Genomic DNA, 23752 nt, shown 5'->3' with positions numbered 1-23752 from the left:
ATCTGCGCGCGAGACTATTGCTAGAGTGGCGGCTGGAGCCGTGGCTAAAAAAATTCTTTCTTACGATCATATTAATATCCGAGCCTATGTTGAAAGAATTCATGATATAGAGGCGCCATCAATCGAGGAATTGCCCACACTCGAACAGGTGGAGTCAACCCCTACCCGATGTCCTCACTCCGAAACTGCCAAGCTCATGGAAAACCGCATACTCGAAGCCAAAAAAGCCGGTGATTCTGTAGGAGGATCAATCCTTTGTCGGGTAACAGGACTTCCAGTGGGTTGGGGTGCTCCAGTCTTTGATCGTTTGGAGGCCGATTTAGCGAAAGCTATGCTTAGCCTACCCGCCACCAAAGGATTTGAAGTTGGCAGCGGATTTGACGGTACCTATTTAAAAGGTTCCGAACACAACGACCTTTATGAATCGAAAGATGGTAAAGTTAGTACCTCCTCAAATCGATCCGGAGGAGTACAAGGAGGAATAAGCAATGGAGAAGAGCTATATTTTCGTATTGCCTTCAAACCAACTGCTACTGTTTTACAAAAACAAAAAACCGTCGATTCCCAAGGGAATGAAACCGAGTTGATGGGGCGCGGTCGTCATGACCCCTGCGTTCTTCCCCGTGCTGTACCTATTGTCGAGGCAATGACCTCCTTGGTTTTAATTGACCATCGGATGCTACACACTGCCCAATGCCAATCTTTCGACTTTTCATAACCTAGTGAGCACAACGATTCACCTAGTTATTGAAACTCCGGGAGCAACTGCCTTTCAAATTCTAAGAGATGCAACCGAAGATGATTCACCCACTCCGAGATTCATATTCCCACCTGAGTCAATCATAGAACCTGAAAATGGTTTAATGTGGAAATGGTTAACGGATAGACCGAAGATGATTTTCCCCACCATTGAATCGGAAAACCTGAACGAATGCTTCCTTTTTATATCGAACAATCTTAATTTGGCAGACCAGCTTGAGGAAATCAGTCTTGTTTTAGAAAAAAATAGCGATCTTTCAATCGGTAAAGTTCTTTTTTTTATCTATTCCCCGACCCTGTTATCCCCTCCCACTGATTTCCAGGAATGGATTGATGCATCTGCTCACTTTGCTGACGCCATGCTTTTTACTGAAAGAAACAATAAAAATGCAGCTTTAATTAAATCATATCAGGATAGGTATTCAACCCTGCGGTACCCCATGGAATCGATTGTGCTGGGAAAGAAAAACAATCCATGGGCCAGAATCCTGGAATCCTTTCCACGACGCATCAGTCATATTTTCGATTCTCCTGAACTATTAGAAACTGAAGACCAACCGGAAATGGACCGCTACCTCGTCCGCCTTCCATCAGGACATCGTAAACATACGATACCTCTAGTTTTTAAGAAATCTTAAATAATCCCAAAACACAGATTCTTTAATCTCGACCAAGGAAATCCCTCAATATACTTTAAAATTTAATTAGCCGGGGTGGCGGAATTGGTAGACGCGCTAGACTCAGAATCTAGTATCTGCAAAGATGTGCGAGTTCAAATCTCGCCCTCGGCACCAAGATAAATATGCTTGATACAATTTAAAATTACTCTAAAAAATCTTCTTACTATGAAATTAAATCCCATATTCTTCACCCTGACAGTTTGCTTGTTACAATTCACATTGTACTCTCAAGAAGACGCAGCAGCAGCATCTTCAACCGGGTCTGTTGCAGCACCTAGCAAGGGTGCCCCCAAAGCAGCTCAAGCAAACCATAAGCTCAGAACATTGCATATTGCTATTCATAAACTTGGACTTTCACATTCAGACATAAAAAGTTTATCACATAACTCAGGGAGTGGACTTGATGGATTCCATGAGCTCTACAAGAAAACACTGAAAGAAGGTGGTACGATTAAAGAGTTCCAGGAACACCACGATCTTCTTGTAAAAGACCACACATTAGAAGATGCTGTAATTTATGGTGAATTCCTTAGAGACCCACAACATGAGGGGAAGTCTACAGCAGAGGCTTTAGAGGCTGCAAAGGAGCAACATGCAGACACATACGCTCTACCAAATTTACTTATAAGTGACGCTTTATCCACTACATTAGGTATTTACGGAACTGATTATCAACGCACCGAGCAATTTGAGAGTGCTTTGACTTTGGCCACCACTCTATTGACCGACAAGTCCTTGACTACTTCACTTCCGACTCCTATAACACTTAACACTTTAAGTAGTGGCCACAATTTAGCTTTCATTCGGCTACTTTCTGCCTACGGTGCACTCGGCTCAAATGGTGAAAATCTAGCAACTGAGGTTTTAGGTAGTGCCTACAGCGGTTATTCCGACGAATCCGAATTATCTCGATCCCTTGGTTCATCCACTGATTACCTCTCATTTCTTTCGACACTTACAGGCGGGAGGACTTTCAGTGAAGAAGACGCCTCATTAAAAAGCCTTGATGTACAACTTAATCAAGTTCAATTGGTTGGAGCTTCTACATTCACTTTAGGTGCTGCAAATACTGATGAAAGCGAAGTTGATGTTTATTCAAGATTAAAAGAAGCAGAGACAAAAAGTGATCGTAAAGTTTTAATCATAGGTGCTGCTAAAGATATTAAATCTGCCGGAGATATTACATTTACTAATCAAAATAATGCTGAAGACCATGCACTTGTACTTGGTGCTGCAGACGATATCATGATAGATGGTAGTAATATCGAGTACACCGGATCAAACCTTGCGATTGGATCGGGAGACACGGGTGAAGATAGCATGCATTTAGTTAACACAGAAATCAAAACTGGTGGAAACTTAGCCCTTGGTTCCTTAGGAACTATAAATATTTCTACTGCAAAATTTTCTGTAGGAACGGCAAACTCGCTTACTTCAGACCCTGACAATGTATACATTTATGCGAACGATTTAATCGATGCAAACAATCTAGCTTTTGCTGGTCGTGTGGACGACATATACATGGAATCTAGAACCATTCACCTAAAAAATACAGTGTTTCCATCAACTGCTGATGTAATGCTTAGAAGTCAATTGGGTTCCTTACACATTTCAGAATCGGCAACTGATATTGTATCTGGTGGAGTAAACTTTCATAAAGTAAAACACTTAGGAATCGGCAGCAATGACCTGATTAGATCTGATTTTTCAGGTGTGGACGGTCACATAAATTCAAATGCTGCACTCCCAAATGGAACACCATTCATAAAAGTACGAAAACAATAGCTTTAGAATAAATCTTAATCAAACAAAGAAAATGATCTATAAATTTTCATACCTCTCCCTTTTTGTATCGGCTTCATCACTACTTGTAGGGCAGATAAACTCTAACCGAATCGATTCTACTGATAGATCTTTACCTTCTCCAGTTGAAGAATCGATAAAAAATAAAGTGAACGACAGTTCTAATGTAATTTCATCTGACACAGGTGCACAAAGACCACTGATACTTACAAAATCAGGACTATCACTAGACTTCGGATACAATACAAGAGTTTCATACAAACAAAATCCTCTTGGTGCTCCTGGAATACTTGATCAACAAGCTGACTTAGTTTGGGAAAATTCCTTTAACAGTCGTGCTAAGCTTGGTGTTTACGACTTGGACACCTTTGTACTAACACCATTCTTAGGTGGTGCGTGGACAATGACTGATTACACTCACCAAAATGCGGATGAAGCAATACCTGACCTTGGAGTTCTAAATCATAATACAACAACAGCATATCTACTCTTTTTACTTCAACACCAAAGTGGTTGGGCATTCCGAGCAGGAGTTATGTATTCGAATGACCGTAGTGCTGAAACAGATACAGAAGAGTACAAAGAGTTTTATCCAAGTATAGGTGCTACAAAAGCCCACACTATAAATGAATATTTACTCGGTGTTCTAGACTTATCCGCTGGTACTCATTTAGGCGATGTAGAAGATGCTGATGGTTCTACGAGTTCTTCTCACACTGCTGATGAGTTAGATCACATTGATGCTACCTTACGCTACTCTATCATTTACAATTTAGATAACTTCAAAATAACTCCCTCATATTCTGTTTCATACCGAAAATATGACAATGGATTTAATTTTGATCGCAGCGATGTATTGCAGAGCATAAGTTTGGATGTTGATTACCCAATTACTGAATCGTTTGATCTTTCTATCTTTTCAAATTATGCTAGGCGTACATCTTCTGGCACAGATGAAGCTCAAGATTCATACAGCACCCTTTACGACTTTAAAAAGTTTGATATAGGTGCAGGTTTAGGAATTACAGCAAGTTTTTAAAAAAATTGTTTCACACTTTATTACTCTACAATGCCGCTTTTTTCACAGCGGCATTTTTTTTATACGGTGAAACTCCCAGTGTAACTTTCAAAGTTGGTATTGTTGATGCCGTTGACTTGTCGATTAAAGATAAGTTCGATCCTTTTCCAATAGATGTAAATACAACGTTAACTCCAGACCTATTGATTGCAACTGGATCAAATGGTAGGGTAGAATCTAATGTAAATGGTGTTTATTGGAGACTTGGTTGCGAAACAATGGGTAAATGGAATTCTAACACAGACTTTTATCTAGATTCAGGTAGTTTGTTATTTTGTAACTCAAATGATAACCATATTAAGTTTTCTACCAGAGAATCAAATGCCACTTTTTACGGACATGGTACAATTATTATTGAAGCAACCAAGAATGGTGGATTTAAATTTATTCCTCTTGAAGGTAAAGGCTATATTGAAACTCAAAAAGGTGGTTCGAAAAAAATTGTTGGTGGAAGAATGCTCCTTTGTCTCGGAAACCCTAGTTATTTCGGAGATGCCTATGATATAGACATTATGCTGATGCTAAAATCTAGTCGCCTTATTAATTCTTTTCCTTCCCCCTTGCCCACTTTTAAAAAAATTGGGCTCGCAATTTACATCCAAGAATTAAAGTTAAAAGGCAAATATAACGCTTTAATTGGTGATGCGACTTCAGAAACTAATTTGCAAATTTGGTCATTTGGGGAAAAAGTCGAATAATCTCGGTTTTACAAATTTCGTGCCCACCACACAGACTATACTACAATAAATCATTTGTACTTTCTTCCTAATTGGGAATATTTCGTAAAATAAAATTTTAACTTAAATGGTCTTTGAGATATTCAGTGTAAAAAATTGACAGCATATGTGATTTAACTGTCGAAATGCTATAAGTCGTTTTCTAATCTTTAGGAAGTGACGAATGGGCACCATCACAGAAGGGGCCATTTCCAGAATGTTTACAGTTACAAAATGCAGTATTTTGGGATTCAGAAATTTCAACTTTTTGGGGAGTAAAACTAGTTCCTTTGTGAGAACCGTCACAGAAAGGTTGCTTGGAAGATTTCCCACATGAACACCACCAGTATTCACCTGCCTCTAATTTAATAACAGCTGGCATGCGGGATGCCACCACTGGTTTTTCGTCGCCCATTCTATTACTCCTGACCCTCTTCTCCATGGTCGGAGTAAAGAACCGCATCGACATATATCTTTGTGGCAATAATCCCAAGAAGTAGAACGCCAAACATAACAACGGGTACAAAGATTACAGGCATACGCAACTTGGTATGCCCAATTTTCGGATCATCAATAAAATCGTGTGAACTCATAATAGTAATTGGATATTACAGGGTGTAAATTTGATCAAACATGGTTCCTTCAAAAGTAGGAATTCATTACTCAACAACCCAGGAATTCTTGCCAGTTAATAATTCTTGAAGGTTGCCCTCCCCTTTTGCTTGAGATGCCTTAATTTGCGAGTGAAGGGCATCTTCATAGGTTTCCCTGCCTTCTATTTGACGAAGTATACCAAAGGGCGTAGGAAAGGCAGGGTAAGCCATTTGAGCAAGAATAGAGGCATAAGCCGGATTGTTGGTCTTGGAGTGATGAACTAAAAGATCTGATTCATCATCTCCATCTTTCAATTCAACAATTTCAGGATCAAATCCATTGAGTCGAATGCCTTTGTTCTCACCGAAGCGTAATGGTTTACCTTCTTCAAGCATTAATGCCTGTTCACTGCGAACTGCTCTACCAGTAACAGTATCAAAAGCATTATTATTAAAAATTACACAATTTTGAAAAATTTCAATAAAGGATGTACCTTTGTGGGCTTGGGCAGCTTTGAAGGTTTCGACCATATGTTTTTGGTCAGTATCGGAAGTACGGGCGATAAAAGTGGCCTCGCTTCCCAAAGCAAATAATAAGGGATTGATTGGATAATCTAGTGACCCAACTGGTGTACTCTTTGTCTTTTTTCCAACTTCTGAAGTTGGGCTGTACTGACCCTTAGTCAGTCCATAAATTCGATTATTGAACAGCAAAACATTAATATCGAGGTTTCGGCGGAGTAAATGCATTAAATGATTCCCCCCGATCGAAAGTCCATCTCCATCTCCAGTAACCATCCACACGGAAAGGTCAGGGTTTGCAGATTTCACACCGGTTGCCACGGTAGGTGCACGACCATGAATGGTATGAAATCCGTAGGTATTCATGTAATAAGGAAAGCGACTGGAACATCCGATTCCACTGACCACGACAAACTTTTCCTTGGGCACACCAAGTTCGGGCAAAGTTCTTTGAACTGCGTTAAGGATAGCATAGTCTCCGCATCCCGGACACCAGCGGACATCATTTTCAGTAACAAAATCCTTTTTAGTAAGGCTGCCTTCTTCCGTATTCGTTGTGCTCATTTAAATATTTGCTGGTTAGGACAATTCCTTGTGGAAAGAATCACGAAGCTCAGAAACCTTAAAGGGTTTTCCCTGAACCTTAGTCAAAGGGATAGCATCGACTAAATATTTAGCCCTCAATACTAAACTAAGTTGCCCAAGGTTTAATTCAGGAACAATCACTTTCTTGAATCTTTTAATAATTTCTCCCAAATCCTTGGGTAATGGATTGAGATGGCGTAAATGCAATGATGAAATAGAGAAACCTTCGGCCTGCATCGCCTGGGCAGCGGATGTAATTGCACCATAAGTACCGCCCCAACCGATGACCAACAAATCCCCTTCCGCTTCACCATGAAGTTGGGTAGGAGGTATAGTGTCTGCAATCCGTTCAACTTTTTCCGCACGCAGATGGGTCATCTGTTCATGGTTTTCTGGATCATAATTGACCCCTCCATCTTCAGACTTCTCAAGTCCACCAATACGATGTTCCAATCCAGGTTGACCGGGTATGGCTTGAGTACGTGCAAGGGTATCAGGATTTCTTTTGTAAGAAATGTATTCTTCGTCCGGATCAGCAAACTTTGCCTCTATCGCAGGAAGATCGGCGGCATTGGGAACAAGCCAAGGCTCAGCTCCATTTGCTACATATAAATCGCTGAGGTAAATAACAGGAGTGCAATAGGTAAGTGCAATTCGGCAAGCCTCGATCGAACATTCAAAACAATCAGATGGAGAATGAGCTGCAATCACAGGTAATGGGCAATCCCCATGGCGAGAAAACAAACTTTGCAAAAGATCGCTTTGCTCGGTCTTGGTAGGCAAACCAGTACTCGGACCACCTCTTTGAACATTACAGATAATAACGGGTAATTCGGTAATGCTGGCAAGACCAATGAATTCACTTTTCAAACACATTCCTGGACCGCTAGTTGCCACAACGGACAAATCTCCAGCAAAACTTGCACCAATGGCCACACCCATAGCCGCAATCTCATCCTCAGCCTGTACGGTCTTAATGCCGAATTTTTTTAGAGCAGATAGGCCTTCCAAAACTGGGGATGCTGGGGTAATGGGATATCCAGAATAGAGCAGTTCACGATTGGCGCTCTGAGCACCCGCAACTAGCCCATAAACCAAAGCTTCATTTCCAGAAATTTTTCGATAAACACCAGGGTTTACTACTGCCTTCGCCAACTGGTAGCGATTCCGAGCGGTTTCCATAGTATCACCCAAGTTGTGTCCAGCCTTTAGGGCTGTTGAATTAGCATCTGCAACTTCGGGTAGCCGTTTTCCCCACTTTTGATCAAAAAACTTCAATGTTGGATCAAGTGGCCGTCCGTAGACATAGCACATAAAACCAAGGGCAAAGAAATTTTTACAGCGAGCTTTATCTGATGGTTTTAAGGGACTTTCGGAAAGAGCCTCCTTTGTCAAAGTGGTCAGGTCCAATTCTATTAATTGGTACTTTTTGCGAAACTCTTCGTCCTCTAATGGGTTGGACTCATAACCTGCCTTTTTGAGGTTCATTTTTTTGAATGAGTCCACATTTACCACTAACATTCCCCCCTCGGGCAAATCGCTTATATTTGACTTGAGTGCAGCTGGGTTCATGGCCACCAACGCATCAGGCTCATCACCAGGTGTGAGTATAGAATGACTACCAAATTGTAATTGATAGCCAGATACACCTGCAATGGTGCCTGCAGGAGCTCGAATTTCCGCAGGGAAGTCAGGCAGTGTGGCAATGTCATTGCCAGCAAAGGCGCTCGAGTCGGTAAAGCGTTCCCCGATAGTCTGCATTCCATCGCCGGAATCTCCGGCGAAACGCACGACTGCGGATTCGATTTCTTCAAAAGAATCGGGTTGCTTGTGTCATTAATTGCTATAGGTGGAGTGAAACTTGTGTAAAAAACGACTCATTTTATGAGGTTGTAAAGTAATGTGTACAACGAAATTCGAGAAAAAAAAGGATACAATTGGTAACTTTAATATAAATTGATGTAAAAATTACAAATTCTCAATAGGTAAAGGAAAGGGAAATAAGTTGAAGGCCATCGAAAGGCGAGTAATGTTCGAACGATTTTCGCGGACCCCATGACGCATCCAGGGTTCGAAAAGAACGAGTTTTCCAACCTTTGGCATGATTTCCAAATCAACTTCTCCTTCCTTATGAAAAAATAAATTCCCTGAATCATTTTCAGCAGCGAGATAAAATACTCCACACAACTTAGAATTGAGGGCATGGTCATGCAAACCTGTGGATTCTCCAGGTTCTGCCAAGTTAAACCAGAAAGGGGGATAAGCATGATCACACCCCCGTAAAGGTTCGAAAAGAACCACACTTGAAACTTCTAATATTTCCAACCCGAAATCTCTGCCCATACGAATAGGGTTTCGGGCAGCGGGTACTTCATCAATGTCGATGTATAAATTTTCCCACCTTCCACCAATCTTGTGAGATTTTTTTGCCGTAGAACGGGATTTTTCGAACTGTTCGAACAATTCCGGCACCCAATCCTCAAATCCAGGGAGTTCGATCTCGATTATTTTTCCACCGCCCCAAGAAAATATTTTTTGCATACTCGACTAATATTCCACAGGTTTAGACAATTTTCCAAGCAACTATTGATGTGCTTTAAATTTCCTTCGAAGTTCTGCTATGTCCAGCCAGAAAAAACCCTCCTCCTTGAAACCAGGACAGACCGAACAACTAACGAAGGAATAGGTATCCTTTGACTGTCTATTGAGAATTGCCCCCAAAATGGTTCCAACAGGAACCGTAAATTGGAGCGAGCATTCTGCACCAGACGCAAACATGACAAGTTTAACATTATGGTATTGATTTCGATCAAAAATATGCAAATCGAGTGTAGCACCTTGATGAAAGTACCAAGTTTCATCGGCATCGAGGGAGTGCAAGCGAGGAAACCTCTCCCTTTTCAACGAGTAATAAATAGATGTGCCCAAGGGCCTGGAAAACTCGGAGGAATGGGTAGAATGACTAGACTCAAATGTACGGCGAAAGTAACCACCTTCTGGATGAGGAGAAAGGGATAAAGCTTTGATTATATATTCTACTGAATGGATCAAAAAACTAAACCAATGCGAGTAATTCTTGCAGGAGGGATGCTGCAGTAAAAGGGGATACTATATCTGTCGGCTTTGGAGAAAGTTCAACCAAGTCCATCCCCACACAGGTTCTGCCCTTGAGTGCAGACTTCACTAAATCGATCGATTGGTAGTAACTTAGTCCACCTGGCACGGGAGTACCCACCGCCAGCATAACTGAGGGATCTAATCCATCTAAATCAAAACTTAGGTAAACAAGTTCAGGAAAATCAGACGGTAACTCCATGGAAGATACATTGCCTCGCACCAATTCCCCGGCATCTTGAAAAAATACAGAATATTTTTCACGAATCTTTTTTTCCTCCTCGCAAATAGCCCGAACTCCAATTGAGGCGAGGCGATGCCCATCTTGAACAAGGAGGTTCATGACACTAGCGTGTGAATGTACCATACCTTGGTAGCTGTCCCGAAGGTCGGCATGTGCATCAATCTGAACGACACCAATTTTTTGGCCAATTGCTTCGGAAACTCCCTTAACTGCTGCCCATGTAAGAGAATGCTCTCCTCCCAGAATAACCGGGAAATGATTTTCAATAACAATCCGTGCACTTCGCTCCTTAAGTTCAAGCAAGCAAGTTTCATGATCAACAGAACAATCAATCGGCGGTTGGGTAAAAAAACCAGACTCACAAGGAGAAGATCTCTCAAGTTCCTGACTGGCATGAAGGATTGCATTGGGACCAAGGCAAGTACCCGATCCATAGGAAACGGTTTTTTCCATTGGACAGGGAACGATTTGAAACTTTGCAGAAGCCTGCAAGTTCTCGTGCTCTTGCAACTCGGAGCCTAAAAACTGCAAACTTTTAATTTCCTTCATGATAGACGATTCACAAATTCTTCATATTCAAACTCTCGAACCATCGATAGATTATCAGTTTGGGAGTTCCAAATTGCAATGGCAGGTAGTTTCACTCCGTTAAAAGTGTTGGTTTTTACCATGGTATAATGAGCTTGATCCAAGAAAGCCACACGATCCCCAATCCGTAATGGATTATTCATCCTGTACTCACCAAAACTATCGGCAGTCAAACAACTCGCTCCGCCCAATAAGTATGGGTGCTGTCCATCCTCAATATCCCCTAATAGTGCAGGACGATATGGAGCCTCAATGACATCCGGTGCATGACAGGTTGCACTAAGATCAAGCAAAGCGTGCATGGCATTGGAATTCATCAAGTCAATTACCTCCCCGACAAGAATACCCGCATCCAAGGTAACGGCTTCCCCAGGCTCCAGGTAGACCTGACAATCATACTTTTGAGAAATTTCATCGATCAATTCGATCAATCCATCCTGGTCATAATCCGAACGAGTGCAATGGTGACCACCCCCAAGATTGATCCATGAGAATTTTTTCAAAGTACTGCCCAATGCATTCTCGATTTTTTTCCAAGTTTGAAGAAGAGGTGCAAAGTTCTGCTCGCAAAGAGTATGAAAATGCAAGCCTTCAAAGGGGCTAAGATCTGACTCGCTAAGTTTGCTAATTGGCCAGCCAAGCCTTGATTGCTTGGCACAAGGATCGTATTTGGGATCAAGTCCCAGTGATATTTCAGGATTAATCCGCAAACCCAAGGACACTTGATGAGATGCAGCATACTCAACTCCCGAAGCCTTAGGGTGATTAAAAACTAGGTGATCGGAAAGCTCGCAAATTTCTTCTAATTCAGTTGATCGAAGGGCTGGGCAAAAGGTGGATAGAATTTTCTGTTTTTTTATGCCTGTAAATGCTTTTTCCCTGGCTAACCTTGCCTCCCACAAACCGGAAGCACAACATCCATCCAAGTATTCTTCAATTAGACTGGCAAGCGACCACATCGAGAAAGATTTAAGGGCAAGAAGAACTTTTGCACCTGAAAGCTTTCCAATCTCAGTCAGTATTTTAAGGTTTGACCGAATTTTTTCCTCATCTACCACAAAAGAGGGCGAAGGCACCCGCGATAGATCAAAACGAGCGAAAGCTCCCGGACCCGAGCTTTGGGTGGGCAACATTAGAAAGCAAGCGGAGTTTCTAGGTTGCGTAGCTTCCAGGGCAATCCGTGGGTGTTCAACATATCCATAAATGGATCGGGGTCGAGTTGTTCCATATTAAAAACTCCCCTGCCCTTCCAAATGCCCTGGACCATAAGAGCCGCTCCAATCATTGCGGGTACGCCAGTTGTGTAACTCACAGCCTGACTGCCCACCTCTTTGTAGCATTCTTCATGATCGCAAACATTGAATAAATACTTGGTTGAAAAATTTCCATTTTTTTCTCCCGTCACGATATTGCCAATGCATGTCTTGCCCTTAGTGTGCTCGCCCAAACCGCCAGGATCAGGAAGCACAGCCTTGAGAAATTGCAGAGGTATAATTTCCTTCCCCTCATAATAAATCGGTTCAATTGAGGTAAGTCCGACATTCTGCAAAACCTCGAGGTGCTGTAAATAAGCATCCCCAAAGGTCATCCAAAACCTCGCTCTTTTAATCTGTGGGAAATGTTTAACCAAAGACTCGAGTTCTTCATGATACATTAAATACATGTTTCGATCACCCACTTCTGGAAAGGAAAATGATTGCTTCTGAAAAAGGGCAGGTGTTTCCGACCAGTCTCCGTTTTCCCAATGACGGGCTGGAGCAGTGACTTCACGAATATTGATTTCAGGATTAAAATTGGTCGCAAATGGATGACCATGATCTCCACCATTGCAATCAAGAATGTCGAGTGTATCCACCCGATCAAAGTGATGCTTGATCAACCAAGCGGTAAACACATTGGTGACTCCAGGATCAAAACCGGATCCAAGCAATGCCATTAATCCTGCCTCCACGAAACGGTTTTGGTATTCCCATTGCCAACGGTATTCAAATTTTGCTTCATCCCGAGGTTCATAATTTGCCGTATCAAGGTAAGAAACACCTGCCTTTAAGCATGCGTCCATTAGGGCAAGATCCTGGTAAGGCAGGGCGAGGTTAACCAAAAGGTCGGGTTTCACCTTATCTAACAGCCTAACTGTCTGATCCACTTCATCGGCATCTACCTCGGCGGTCTTAATCTGTACCCCCAATCTTTCCTTTACAGATTTGGCAATTTTCAAGCATGAAGATTCTCGCCGACTCGCCAATGTAATCGAAGAAAAAACCTCAGGTAATTGAGCCATCTTATGAACGGCTACAGAACCGACTCCTCCCGCTCCTATAACTAATACTTTTGACATTCTTTTTTCTTTCTCAATCTGATTCGTAATATGTATATCCTTGTAAACTTTCACGATAGGTGGATACCAACTCCTTCAATTCGTCCAAAGTTGCACCGTGTTCTTTTACCGCGTCCTCGGCCCTAGCCTTAAAACGTTCGAGCAACCGCTTGGGCTCATACTCAACATAGCTTAGCACTTGGGCGACCGTGTCGCCCTCGACTTCATCTAAAATTTCAAAGTCTCCGGAATTCTCAAGTCGAATCGTGACTACATTGGTATCCCCAAAAAGATTATGCAAGTCCCCCAGGGTCTCCTGATAGGCACCGACAAAAAATGCACCTAAGTAATACTCCTCATCCTCGTTGAGGCTGTGAAGAGGAAGGCAGTCCGCCACGCCGTCTGCCACCACAAAACGATCTATCCGACCATCGCTATCACAAGTCACATCACAAAGAACAGCATTACGGTCGGGTTTTTCATGCAATCGAGTAATAGGTATAATTGGATGCAATTGGTCAATTGCCCAAACATCGGGCAAGCTTTGGAAAAGGGAAAAGTTGCAATGATAAATGTCTGCCATTCCTTGTACCCGAAGATTTAATTCATCACTCCACTCCATTTCATCCAAGTCATCCATCATCTTACGAATTTGGCCCAGAGTTTTTTGGTGAGCTCTTTCTGCTCGTGCCAATACGGGCAAGGACAAACGCCCCCTGCGGAACAAGGCACGCAATTCATCTCGGTAATAAGTCGCTTCGTTTAATGATTCCAAGAGGCTTTCACGTTCTAGTGAATCGGAAATTTCAATCAACGATCTCAAAAGAGGGTGATCGTCTTTTTCCGCTAAAATAATTTCGTCTCTTTCATAACTGGTGCTCTCTAGGACGCTAAAAATTAGCATGGAAGATTGGGCAACACATGCTCGACCGCTTTCGGTCACAATACAAGGATGGGAAACTCCCGCATCATTCATTTCAAAACAAACTGTCTCTACTAAACTGTAACAATACTCTTCCAAAGAGTAATTAATGGAGTTGGCACTAGAGGAATTCTCCCCTGTGTAATCAACGCCCAATCCCCCTCCCAAATCTAGAAATTTAAGATTAGCTCCAAGCTTAGCAATCTCGATAAATAGCCGGCTGGCTTCCTGTGCGAACTTGCGGATTTCAACCATGTTAGGAACCTGACTCCCTAGGTGAGAATGTTGCAAAACCAAACAATCAAGAAGATCTTCTTTTCGCAGAGTTTCTACGACTTCCATAACTTGGGCAATGGAAAGTCCAAAGGACGAACGGTCTCCGCTAGTTGCCGCCCAATTGCCACTTACGACATTTGCCAGTTTAACCCGGACACCCAAAGTTGGTGGAATACCTAGCTTTTTAGAAACTTCAATAATCAGCCTCAATTCGCGCACACTTTCCATGACAATCACGGTACGCATTCCCAACTTGGTTGATAAAAGGGCTAGGCGGATAAATTCCGAGTCCTTATATCCGTTACAAATAATCAAGCCTTGAGGATGAATGTTTTGAGATAGTGCAATCAGCAATTCTGCCTTTGAACCTACTTCTAAACCAAAATAAAACTCTTCTCCATATTCTGAGACTCTTTCCACAACATGAGCCTGCTGATTAACCTTGATAGGAAATACCCCACGGTAATCACCTTGATAACTCACTTGTTCGATTGCTTTCCTAAACCCCTCATTAATGGCCCGAATACGATGTTCCAAAAAATTGGAAACACGAAGAAGAACGGGAGTTTGAATGCCTCGGCGTTCAAGTTTTTGGATCACTTCTGCTAAGTCAACCGGGCTTGCATCTGTACTTAAAGGATCGTGCAGGCAAACATTCCCATTTGTTAGTACACCAATTAATCCATCTCCCCAACGGGAAATTCCATATGCGTCGTTTTCCATTAAAAAAGTGCCATAAGCCTTGTTGGTTTAGAAAAGGAAAAATGGTCGGGACGGAGAGATTCGAACTCTCGGCCTCCTGCTCCCAAAGCAGGCGCGCTAACCAGACTACGCTACGTCCCGTATCAAAAAAAATTTAAAATGAACTATTTTTTCTCACTTGGCAAAACCAATCCTTCTATTCATTCAAATTGTTTGGAGTAGAAATAATGTTGGCAAAACGCATCAACGCATCATGATATGATGATACGTTTATGAAAGACTTCTCCAGCACCCGACCCCAAGAACAAGACCTCAGGGACTTGCTCAGCAAACGCATTCTTATTCTCGATGGAGCAATGGGTACCATGATTCAGCAGGAAAAACTGGAAGAAGTCGATTTCCGAGGAGAATTATTTAAGGAACACGAAAGTGAATTGAAGGGTAATAACGATTTGCTTAGCCTAACTCGTCCCGATGTCATTCGAAACATCCACCAGTCTTATTTCGCGGCGGGGAGCGATCTTGTGGAGACCAATACTTTTAGTGCCACAAGCATTGCTATGGCAGACTACCACTTAGAAGATGTGGTGCATGATTTAAATGTAGCATCTGCCCGCCTTGCCCGAGAGGCTGCAGATGAAGCGATGCTTTTAGACCCCTCCCGTCCACGTTTTGTTGCAGGTGCTATCGGACCAACCAATCGGACAGGTTCACTTTCACCAGATGTGAATGATCCAGCCCTTCGCAATGTGACTTTTGATCAACTTGTAGAAGCATACCACGCTCAGATCGTCGCCCTTGTTGAAGGCGGGGTCGATGTGCTAATGCCTGAAACTACCTTTGACACTCTCAACCTAAAAGCAGCCATTTTCGCTTTGGAACATTTCTTCGATTCAAGTGGCAAAAGGCTACCGGTCATTCTTTCTATTACTATAACCGACGCATCTGGGCGTACTCTGTCTGGTCAAACCACAGAAGCATGTTGGAACTCCATCGCTCATGCCAGGCCTTTGGGAGTAGGATTAAATTGTGCATTGGGCGCCGACGCAATGCGACCCTACCTGCAAGCACTTTCACAAAACGCAGATTGTTTTGTACATTGTTACCCCAATGCGGGACTACCTAATCCATTGGCCCCAACTGGTTATGACGAAAAACCGGCTGACACTGCTGGCTCCCTCTTTACCTTTGCAGATGAAGGGTTGTTAAATATGGCGGGGGGATGCTGTGGTACTACTCCCGACCACATTCATGCAATCGCCGAAAAAATGGCTGAAGCCGCTCCCAGAAACCTTGCCCAAGTTGAGCCCGCAATGCGACTAAGCGGCTTGGAGCCTTTTCAGATAAAGGGACAATCTAAATCGCTGATCATGGTTGGCGAACGAACGAATGTTACCGGTTCACCAAAGTTTCGAAAATTAATCGAAGCTGGAGATTATGATTCCGCCCTTAAAGTTGCTAAGCAACAGGTGGAGAATGGAGCAAATATTATAGATGTAAATTTTGACGCTGCTTTGCTTGATGGGGAGAAATGCATGACAAAATTTTTGAATCTCGTTGTTTCTGAGCCCGATATTTCCCGGGTTCCCATCATGATTGACAGTTCGAAATGGTCGGTAATTGAGGCTGGACTTAAAGTCATCCAAGGAAAGTGCATCATCAACTCAATTAGCCTTAAAGAAGGTGAAGACACCTTCAAGAAACACGCCCGTCTGGCCATGCGCTATGGTGCTGCGGTCGTGGTTATGGCCTTCGATGAAAAAGGACAGGCTGCAACCCTTGATGAAAAGGTACGCATTTGCGAAAGGGCTTACAAAATCTTAGTTAATGGGGTTGGGTTTCCCGCATGGGATATTATATTTGATCCCAATGTTCTCACATTGGCAACAGGCATGGATGAACACAATACCTATGGGATCGATTTCATAGAAGCATTGCGAGAAATTAAGAAACGTTGCCCACATGCCCGTACCAGCGGGGGAATTAGTAATGTTTCTTTTTCCTTTCGTGGAAACAATCATGTTCGCGAAGCCATGCATGCCTGCTTTCTCTACCACAGCTGCCAAGCTGGCTTAGATATGGGGATAGTCAATGCGGGCATGCTTGCAGTCTACGATGAAATTGAACCGGAATTGCGCGATCGTGTCGAAGCGGTGGTTTTAAACAAATCAGCCGGAGCAGGAGAGGAATTATTAGAACATGCAGAGCGCATCAAGGATTTAAATGAAAACCGAAAATCCGAAGGTCCCGACCTATCCTGGCGTGAAAAACCAGTTTCAGAACGATTAACTTATTCTTTAGTCAAAGGCATTGGCGATTATGCCGAAGTGGATGCTGAAGAAGCCCGTCAAGAATTGGGGCGCCCTTTAGATGTGATCGAAGGCCCTTTAATGGATGGGATGAAAGTAGTGGGCGACCTCTTTGGAGATGGAAAGATGTTCCTTCCTCAAGTTGTTAAAAGTGCGAGGGTCATGAAAAAAGCGGTAGCTTACCTCGAGCCCTTCATGGAAGATGAAAAGGACGGTTCCGAATCCAAAAAGCGTGGAACTATGGTTATTGCTACGGTTAAAGGAGATGTTCACGACATTGGCAAAAATATCGTTGGGGTGGTTCTCGCCTGCAACAATTGGGATGTGATTGATTTAGGAGTGATGGTTTCCTGCGACAAGATACTCGATTCAGTTGCTGAACATGGTGCTGATGTTCTTGGATTGAGTGGTCTAATTACTCCATCACTCGATGAAATGATCCACAATGCTAAAGAAATGGAAAGGCTTGGATTAAAAATCCCCTTGCTAATTGGTGGTGCAACAACCAGCCGTGCTCACACTGCGATCAAGATCACTCAGCATTATTCAGCACCGGTTATACAAGTTCCCGACGCATCCCTGGTGGTGAATGTATGCAACGATGTTTTGCACCCTAAAAAGTCAAAGGCTTACATCGAAGCATTAGAGACCGAACAGACCCGAATGCGCGAACAGCATGAAGCCCAGGGCGAACGTCCGCTTCTCAAACTGGATGAAGCTCGTTCCAAAGGATTGTCTTTTGACTGGGAAAAACAGGAAATCTCCGAACCTTTGGCAGATAATCTAGGCACTCACCACCTAACTCCTAACTTAGAGGAGGTTTTAGAGTTTTTTGACTGGTCTCCGTTTTTCTGGGCTTGGGAATTGAAAGGTACTTATCCTCAAATCTTCGACAAAAAAAATACCGGTGAAGAAGCACGGAAATTATATGACCATGCCCAGGAACTACTGGAGGATATCATCGGGAATAAAAGATTTACCTGCCAGGCAATGGTGGGAATATGGCCTGCTCATTCATTGAAAGATGATGTGGAATTATTCACGGATTTGTCCAAGAAAAAATCCTTAGGAGCTTTCAGGTTTGTTCGTCGACAACAAGTCTTGCCCAATCAATCACAATTCTGCCTTTCGGACTTTGTAGCCCCCAAGGATTCGAAGCGCATGGATTACCTCGGAGCTTTTGCAGTAAGTGCTGGAGACGAGGTTGATCAAATGGCCGAAAAATACAAAGAGGATAATGACGATTACACATCTATTCTCATTAAATCACTTGGAGATCGTTTCGCTGAGGCCACGGCTGAATATGCACACAAAACAGTTCGGGACCTTTGGGGTTTTGGGAAAACCGAAGGCCTTTCTAACAAGGAATTAATTGCGGAAAAGTACCGTGGAATCCGTCCGGCCGCTGGTTATCCCTGCCAACCTGATCACACGGAAAAGGATTTAATTTGGGATCTCTTAGATGTAGAAAAGCACATCGGTCTTGAACTTACCGAATCTCGGGCCATGTATCCTGGCTGCTCTGTATCTGGCCTCTATTTTTCTCACCCAGAGGCTAAATATTTTAATGTTGGAAGCTTAGGAAGAGACCAAGTGGAGGACTACGCGGAACGCAAAGGTTGGACCTTTGAACAAGCGGTAAAATGGTTACGCCCCAATCTCGGATTCGACGCCTAAAGTATAAACTCTCCCTTGATCTATAGGGGTTCGCCCTTTGGCATTGCAGGGCTGCCTAGGAAAAAGTATAAATTCTGCGCTATGAAGGAAATGTCTCCCGTCGAGGAAATCCGCCATTCCGCCGCTCACGTACTTGCCACTGCGGTACTTCGGTTGTACCCCGATACCCAGTTGGATATCGGACCGCCCACTGATTCAGGCTTTTATTACGACTTTGACTCCGAGGTCCCGTTTACTCCCGAAATCCTTCTGGAGATCGAGGATGAGATGAAAAAGGTAATCAAAGAAAACCAACGCTTTGAACGGTTGGAAGTGAGCCGCGAGGAAGCGGTTTCTATGATTAAAGAAATGGGACAACCCACGTATAAGTTAGGGCGATTGGATGACATACCCGCCGGCGAAACTATTTCATTTTACCGCAACGGTGAATTTCTAGATCTTTGTGCGGGTAGCCATGTTTCTTACACCAAAAAAATCAAGGCTTTCAAATTGCTAAACATTGCCGGTTCTTACCACCGTGGAGACTCTTCTCAAAAACAACTTCAAAGAATTTACGGTACTGCCTTTGCAAGCAAAGATGAACTTTCCCAGTACCTTCAACGCATCGAAGAAGCCAAACTCCGGGATCACCGGGTAGTGGGTAAAGACCTTGGACTTTTTCATATCGACGAACAAGTCGGGCAAGGATTAGTACTTTGGAAACCAAACGGTGCGATTATTCGTCAGGAATTAGAGGGCTTCATAACCGAGCAACTTAATCTTCAAGGCTACTCCCAAGTCTACACTCCACATATTGGAAAACTTGACCTCTACCGAACATCTGGTCACTTTCCCTACTATCAGGATTCTCAATATCCTCCAATTATACATCGAGAATGCCTCGAAGAATTAGCTGAGGAGGGATGTACCTGTTCAGAGCTCTCCAATAAGTTGGAAAAAGGAGAAATTGACGGGTACCTGCTCAAGCCGATGAATTGTCCGATGCACATTCGTATCTTCAAATCGGAACAGCATTCCTATCGCGATTTACCCGTACGCCTTGCAGAATTTGGAACGGTATACCGTTGGGAACAATCTGGAGAATTAAACGGTATGACTCGTGTGCGTGGATTCACTCAGGATGACGCTCATTTATTTATTCGAGAAGATCAATTACAGGATGAAATCCAAGGCTGTTTAAGCTTGGTCAAATTGGTATTTTCTACCCTCGGCATGAATGACTACCGGGTGCGGGTAAGCCTGCGGGATCCCGAATCTGACAAGTATGTCGGTGCCCCCGAAGCATGGGATAAGGCGGAAACCGCACTTCGACAAGCAGTCAAGACTTTGGGTGTGGATTATGAGGAAGAGCTCGGAGAGGCAGCTTTTTACGGACCCAAGATCGATTTCGTAGTCAAAGATGTCATTGGGCGAGAATGGCAACTTGGCACCGTTCAGGTGGACTACAATTTACCCGACCGATTCGATCTTTCCTATGTGGGTAAAGACAATCAAAATCATCGCCCAGTTATGATCCATCGAGCTCCGTTTGGATCAATGGAACGATTTTGCGGTGTATTAATCGAACATTTTGGTGGAAATTTCCCAACTTGGCTCGCACCAGAACAAGTACGTCTTCTTCCAATGAATGACGACCTAATCCCTTATGCCGAATCCTGTCTTGAAAAACTTAAAGCAAAGGGAGTCAGAGCAAGCATAGATGGCCAGTCTGCAAAATTGGGTGCAAAAATCCGAAAAGCGGAAACTGACAAGATTCCACACATGTTAATTTTGGGGAAGAGGGAGGCTGAAGAAGGCAAGGTATCGTTGCGCTCACGAAGCAATCCTGATTTTGATGGCCCGCTCATGATGGATGAAATCGTAACCTTAATCACCTCAGAGATTAGCTCTAAGTCTCTTCCAAAAACGCGCACTTCCACCAACTAAACACTGATTATTATGGGCATGAGAAATTTGTCCGACCGGCAAACAATCGATAGAAAAATAAAGATGGGCTCCTTGTTCCAATCATCAATCATCAATCGATTTATCACCCTGCCCTTTTTGATCGTGATACATGCCTATCGTTTATTTTCTCCTGTTAAACAGCTTATTCTAGGTCCATACGCGTGCTGCCGTTTTCATCCGACTTGTTCTGAATACGCGCTCGAGTGCTTTCGTTCCCTGCCTTTGCATCTTGCAGTTTTTCGTTCTCTTTCAAGAATTTTCCGTTGTAACCCTTTGCATCCAGGAGGATACGATCCTGTATTTCCAGAATCTACGGAAGAGAGCCTACCACCTTCATGATCGCACTGCAACAGACGGGACCAGCACATTGCACTCAGACGGACGATCTAAGTCCTTATTTACACAGCTTGGTTCTCAAAGCACGCAGCATCAATCGGTCTGTATTTTCATCGATTTCATACAAGACTTCGTTTTCCGACCCCTTAGCTCTTCTCGAATCTCTAAACCAACCAAACTCTCCCCACGCTTATTTCGAGAAATCAACAGATGAATTTTCAATCGCCTGTGGAGATTATATTGCCTGTGAGCAGTTTCATGGGGAAAACCGTTTCCAATATGCCAAAAAGTGGGCAGATTCACTTTTATCAACCGTGGAACGGGCGGGAGATGCACCTATTGCAGGCACGGGCCCCACACTTTTTTTAAACGCTTCTTTTGAGGCTGGCCAAAATCCTTCTGGACTTCCCTCTCTCCAAGTCTTTCTACCTGGCTGGCAGGTCGTGAATCAAGGAGGTAAACACTTTGTGGTCCTAAACACAGAAATCCACCCCCATTCGGACCCTCAACTATTACAAAAACAATTAAGCCAACGATTAGATGCAATGGTCGGATTAAAATTCGATCAATTCCAGCAACCAGTTGCAAATCGCACTAGTCTTGGAGCTTCCAAAGAAAATTTCAATTACCTGGAAGGTGTAAGCCAAGCACTTAAGGAAATTAAATCCGGCAAGGTTTCCAAAATCGTTCTCGCTCGACAATTAACTTTTGAACTTACTTCCAAACTTTCTCCCTTCTCGATCGTCCATGCCTTACGTGACCGCTTCCCGGACTGCCACACCTTTTCTCTTTCCGCACCCGATCAAGGAGTTTGGGTCGGAGCTAGCCCCGAAACCTTAGTCCGCCTTCGAGGAAATTTACTCAAAACCGAAGCTTTGGCTGGATCGGCTCCACGCGGTCCATCAGCAGGGAAAGATGCTCACTGGGGAGAAACCCTACTTGCCCGGGAAAAGGAGGTCCTTGAACACCAACTTGTCATAGACAGCATCCGTCGCCGTCTTTCTTCTGTTGGGACAACCCATTTAAAACAAGGACTCCCCCGCCTCTTACGACTGACGAACCTCCAACATGTCCGCACACCAGTAGAAGGCATCATTCCCGATGGACTCCATCCTTTTGAAGTTCTTGAAGCCCTACACCCTACTCCTGCTATGGGGGGCTCGCCCCGTCCATCCGCTCTTGCCAAGTTGGCTGAGATTGAAGGAAGCCCCCGGGGATGGTATTCCGGAGTTGCAGGCTGGATGGATGCTCGTGGTAGGTCTGAATTCATTGTGCCCATTCGGTGTGGACGCATACTCCAAGATTCTCTCACCCTTTATGCTGGAGCGGGAATTGTTGAAGGATCAATTCCGGAGCAGGAAAAGAATGAAACAGATTGGAAATTACAAGCCATGCTTGAAGTCATCACTGGAAGCCCTAACCTTCCGGTATAGATGATCGATACATCCGAGCAAACTGCCCGGGCCAACTTTCTTTGGGGACGAGCAACAGCCCAAGGGCTGGCTGACTTGGGCGTGGAACAAGTATTTTTTTCTCCCGGATCCAGGTCCACTCCCCTTGTGGTAAGTTGTGAAAGAGAAGCCAGGCTTTCCTGCCTTCCTGTACTTGACGAACGAACCGCTGCCTTTCTTGCACTTGGCCATGCCCGAAGAACTCAGGTGCCAGTAGCTTTGGTCTGCACATCTGGATCGGCTCCAGCCAACTGGTATCCAGCCGTAACCGAGGCCAGTTATTCCGGGATTCCCTTGCTACTGCTCTCAGCAGACCGACCGCCTGAACTCCAGGAATGTGGGGCTGGTCAGACCATTAATCAAATCAACCTTTTTGGGTCTTTCGTTCGTTTCTTTCATTCCCTCCCTGTTCCTAGATCCGAGCAAGATGACATTAAAAATCTCCAAGCAATCTTAGCTAAGGCATACTCCGAGGCCACCGGTCAATCACCCGGACCGGTGCATCTTAACTTTCCTTTTTGCGAACCTCTTTGGCCCACCAAGGAAGTTCCAAGTAAAATTGCACCTTTGGTCAAAACAGAGGCTTCACCCCGAACGGCTGATCATCCCAAAAACTTTGCCGGTAATGTTTCAGCCTCAATTCGAAACAGTGTTCGTCCAATTATCATAGCAGGTATGAATTGCCCGCTGAATGCACTTCAGAGCTTTACCACTCTTCCAATTCTTTGCGATTCCTTGAGCCCTCTAAGGGAAAACGAACATCCCGCCCGCATCTTACGCTACGAAAATTTATTACGTTGCCCAGAATTCTCAGGTTCCTCAACCCCGGATCTGTTTCTCGTCCTTGGTCCTTTACCAACCTCTAAAACCCTTAGGGCATGGATGGATCAAAGCGGAGCAAAGCGAGTGGTCATCGAACCAAGCGGTCAAAAGGTGGACCCACTCAGTAGTAGAGGTGAGCAACACACGATGAGATTTGAAGATCTAGCTGACATTGAATTTCCCACAGCCGAAAAGGACTGGCTGGATAAATGGATAACCGGGGATGCAACAGTGGAAAAAAATATCACTAAGGAATTTTTAGATCTTTCCTTTTTTGAAGAACCAAAAGTTACTCGCCTACTTTCGGAAAA

The 23752-nt window shown here is 43.7% G+C and carries 20 protein-coding genes and 2 tRNA genes; 11 read left to right on the top strand and 11 right to left on the bottom strand.

The features are described 5' to 3' along the window. From aroC to ACKPQ4_RS03180, 6 genes are all read left to right on the top strand, one after another. The coding region (gene aroC, locus ACKPQ4_RS03205) for a chorismate synthase (RefSeq protein WP_407679768.1) at positions 1-718 on the top strand (718 nt) is incomplete at its 5' end. A gap of 4 nt (positions 719-722) precedes the next feature. Then, on the top strand, positions 723-1397 hold the full coding sequence (locus ACKPQ4_RS03200) for a hypothetical protein (protein ID WP_407679767.1): 675 nt from the start codon (positions 723-725) through the stop codon (positions 1395-1397). Positions 1398-1466: 69 nt separating this feature from the next. Further along, positions 1467-1553, top strand: a tRNA-Leu gene (locus ACKPQ4_RS03195). A 51-nt stretch (positions 1554-1604) separates the two neighbouring features. Next, positions 1605-3224, top strand: a complete 1620-nt coding sequence (locus tag ACKPQ4_RS03190; protein WP_407679766.1) for a hypothetical protein — start codon at positions 1605-1607, stop codon at positions 3222-3224. A 31-nt stretch (positions 3225-3255) separates the two neighbouring features. Next, complete coding sequence (locus ACKPQ4_RS03185; protein WP_407679765.1) at positions 3256-4281, top strand: hypothetical protein; 1026 nt, start codon at positions 3256-3258, stop codon at positions 4279-4281. A 5-nt stretch (positions 4282-4286) separates the two neighbouring features. Then, entirely contained in the window at positions 4287-5018 is a 732-nt protein-coding gene (locus ACKPQ4_RS03180) for a hypothetical protein (protein WP_407679764.1), read from the top strand. A gap of 181 nt (positions 5019-5199) precedes the next feature. On the opposite strand, the gene ACKPQ4_RS03175 is transcribed toward ACKPQ4_RS03180, so the two are convergent. From ACKPQ4_RS03175 to ACKPQ4_RS03125, 11 genes are all read right to left on the bottom strand, one after another. Beyond that, complete coding sequence (locus tag ACKPQ4_RS03175; protein WP_407679763.1) at positions 5200-5451, bottom strand: CDGSH iron-sulfur domain-containing protein; 252 nt, start codon at positions 5449-5451, stop codon at positions 5200-5202. A gap of 4 nt (positions 5452-5455) precedes the next feature. Next, positions 5456-5629 carry a hypothetical protein gene (locus tag ACKPQ4_RS03170; protein ID WP_407679762.1) on the bottom strand — a complete coding sequence of 58 codons (174 nt, stop codon included), beginning with the start codon at positions 5627-5629 and terminating at the stop codon, positions 5456-5458. A 66-nt stretch (positions 5630-5695) separates the two neighbouring features. Further along, on the bottom strand, positions 5696-6715 hold the full coding sequence (locus ACKPQ4_RS03165) for a 2-oxoacid:ferredoxin oxidoreductase subunit beta (RefSeq protein WP_407679761.1): 1020 nt from the start codon (positions 6713-6715) through the stop codon (positions 5696-5698). A 15-nt stretch (positions 6716-6730) separates the two neighbouring features. Next, positions 6731-8527: a 2-oxoacid:acceptor oxidoreductase subunit alpha gene (locus ACKPQ4_RS03160; RefSeq protein ID WP_407679760.1), complete on the bottom strand. Its 1797-nt coding sequence runs from the start codon at positions 8525-8527 to the stop codon at positions 6731-6733. 177 nt (positions 8528-8704) lie between these two features. Next, complete coding sequence (locus ACKPQ4_RS03155) at positions 8705-9277, bottom strand: putative 2OG-Fe(II) oxygenase (RefSeq protein ID WP_407679759.1); 573 nt, start codon at positions 9275-9277, stop codon at positions 8705-8707. A gap of 42 nt (positions 9278-9319) precedes the next feature. After that, the gene (locus tag ACKPQ4_RS03150; protein ID WP_407679758.1) at positions 9320-9787 is read right to left on the bottom strand and encodes a cupin domain-containing protein; all 468 of its coding nucleotides are present in this window, start codon (positions 9785-9787) and stop codon (positions 9320-9322) included. Between the two features lie 4 nt (positions 9788-9791). Continuing rightward, positions 9792-10643 carry an agmatinase gene (speB, locus tag ACKPQ4_RS03145; RefSeq protein ID WP_407679757.1) on the bottom strand — a complete coding sequence of 284 codons (852 nt, stop codon included), beginning with the start codon at positions 10641-10643 and terminating at the stop codon, positions 9792-9794. After that, complete coding sequence (locus tag ACKPQ4_RS03140) at positions 10640-11815, bottom strand: carboxynorspermidine decarboxylase (RefSeq protein WP_407679756.1); 1176 nt, start codon at positions 11813-11815, stop codon at positions 10640-10642. The genes speB and ACKPQ4_RS03140 overlap by 4 nt, the downstream gene beginning before the upstream one ends. Further along, the gene (locus tag ACKPQ4_RS03135) at positions 11815-13020 is read right to left on the bottom strand and encodes a saccharopine dehydrogenase family protein (protein ID WP_407679755.1); all 1206 of its coding nucleotides are present in this window, start codon (positions 13018-13020) and stop codon (positions 11815-11817) included. The genes ACKPQ4_RS03140 and ACKPQ4_RS03135 overlap by 1 nt, the downstream gene beginning before the upstream one ends. A gap of 13 nt (positions 13021-13033) precedes the next feature. After that, the gene (speA, locus tag ACKPQ4_RS03130; protein WP_407679754.1) at positions 13034-14920 is read right to left on the bottom strand and encodes a biosynthetic arginine decarboxylase; all 1887 of its coding nucleotides are present in this window, start codon (positions 14918-14920) and stop codon (positions 13034-13036) included. A gap of 42 nt (positions 14921-14962) precedes the next feature. Further along, positions 14963-15040 (bottom strand) — tRNA-Pro (locus ACKPQ4_RS03125). 131 nt (positions 15041-15171) lie between these two features. Between ACKPQ4_RS03125 and metH the strand changes: the two genes are divergently transcribed. The 5 genes from metH to menD form a co-directional block, all read left to right on the top strand. Next, positions 15172-18885 carry a methionine synthase gene (gene metH, locus ACKPQ4_RS03120; RefSeq protein ID WP_407679753.1) on the top strand — a complete coding sequence of 1238 codons (3714 nt, stop codon included), beginning with the start codon at positions 15172-15174 and terminating at the stop codon, positions 18883-18885. An 81-nt stretch (positions 18886-18966) separates the two neighbouring features. Further along, positions 18967-20811: a threonine--tRNA ligase gene (thrS, locus tag ACKPQ4_RS03115; RefSeq protein WP_407679752.1), complete on the top strand. Its 1845-nt coding sequence runs from the start codon at positions 18967-18969 to the stop codon at positions 20809-20811. 18 nt (positions 20812-20829) lie between these two features. Continuing rightward, complete coding sequence (gene yidD / locus ACKPQ4_RS03110) at positions 20830-21171, top strand: membrane protein insertion efficiency factor YidD (protein WP_407679751.1); 342 nt, start codon at positions 20830-20832, stop codon at positions 21169-21171. Next, positions 21168-22601, top strand: a complete 1434-nt coding sequence (locus ACKPQ4_RS03105; protein WP_407679750.1) for an isochorismate synthase — start codon at positions 21168-21170, stop codon at positions 22599-22601. Before yidD ends, ACKPQ4_RS03105 begins: the two co-directional genes overlap by 4 nt. Continuing rightward, positions 22602-23752 (top strand): 2-succinyl-5-enolpyruvyl-6-hydroxy-3-cyclohexene-1-carboxylic-acid synthase (menD, locus tag ACKPQ4_RS03100; RefSeq protein ID WP_407679749.1); only part of this gene is annotated, 1151 nt, incomplete at its 3' end.

The sequence above is a fragment of the Candidatus Chordibacter forsetii genome, from assembly GCF_964187505.1.
In the GTDB taxonomy this organism is placed as follows: Bacteria; Verrucomicrobiota; Verrucomicrobiia; order Opitutales; family Seribacteraceae; genus Chordibacter; species Chordibacter forsetii.
Note: the sequence above shows the minus strand (reverse complement) of the source record. Positions and strands in the feature narration are given on the sequence as shown.

Coding starts and splice junctions, on each gene's coding strand:
- ACKPQ4_RS03190 (WP_407679766.1), top strand. CDS start 1,605: ATGAAATTAAATCCCATATTCTTCACCCTGACAGTTTGCTTGTTACAA.
- ACKPQ4_RS03185 (WP_407679765.1), top strand. CDS start 3,256: ATGATCTATAAATTTTCATACCTCTCCCTTTTTGTATCGGCTTCATCA.
- ACKPQ4_RS03175 (WP_407679763.1), bottom strand. CDS start 5,451: ATGGGCGACGAAAAACCAGTGGTGGCATCCCGCATGCCAGCTGTTATT.
- ACKPQ4_RS03170 (WP_407679762.1), bottom strand. CDS start 5,629: ATGAGTTCACACGATTTTATTGATGATCCGAAAATTGGGCATACCAAG.
- ACKPQ4_RS03165 (WP_407679761.1), bottom strand. CDS start 6,715: ATGAGCACAACGAATACGGAAGAAGGCAGCCTTACTAAAAAGGATTTT.
- ACKPQ4_RS03155 (WP_407679759.1), bottom strand. CDS start 9,277: ATGCAAAAAATATTTTCTTGGGGCGGTGGAAAAATAATCGAGATCGAA.
- speB (WP_407679757.1), bottom strand. CDS start 10,643: ATGAAGGAAATTAAAAGTTTGCAGTTTTTAGGCTCCGAGTTGCAAGAG.
- ACKPQ4_RS03140 (WP_407679756.1), bottom strand. CDS start 11,815: ATGTTGCCCACCCAAAGCTCGGGTCCGGGAGCTTTCGCTCGTTTTGAT.
- ACKPQ4_RS03135 (WP_407679755.1), bottom strand. CDS start 13,020: ATGTCAAAAGTATTAGTTATAGGAGCGGGAGGAGTCGGTTCTGTAGCC.
- speA (WP_407679754.1), bottom strand. CDS start 14,920: ATGGAAAACGACGCATATGGAATTTCCCGTTGGGGAGATGGATTAATT.
- metH (WP_407679753.1), top strand. CDS start 15,172: ATGAAAGACTTCTCCAGCACCCGACCCCAAGAACAAGACCTCAGGGAC.
- thrS (WP_407679752.1), top strand. CDS start 18,967: ATGAAGGAAATGTCTCCCGTCGAGGAAATCCGCCATTCCGCCGCTCAC.
- yidD (WP_407679751.1), top strand. CDS start 20,830: ATGAGAAATTTGTCCGACCGGCAAACAATCGATAGAAAAATAAAGATG.
- ACKPQ4_RS03105 (WP_407679750.1), top strand. CDS start 21,168: ATGATCGCACTGCAACAGACGGGACCAGCACATTGCACTCAGACGGAC.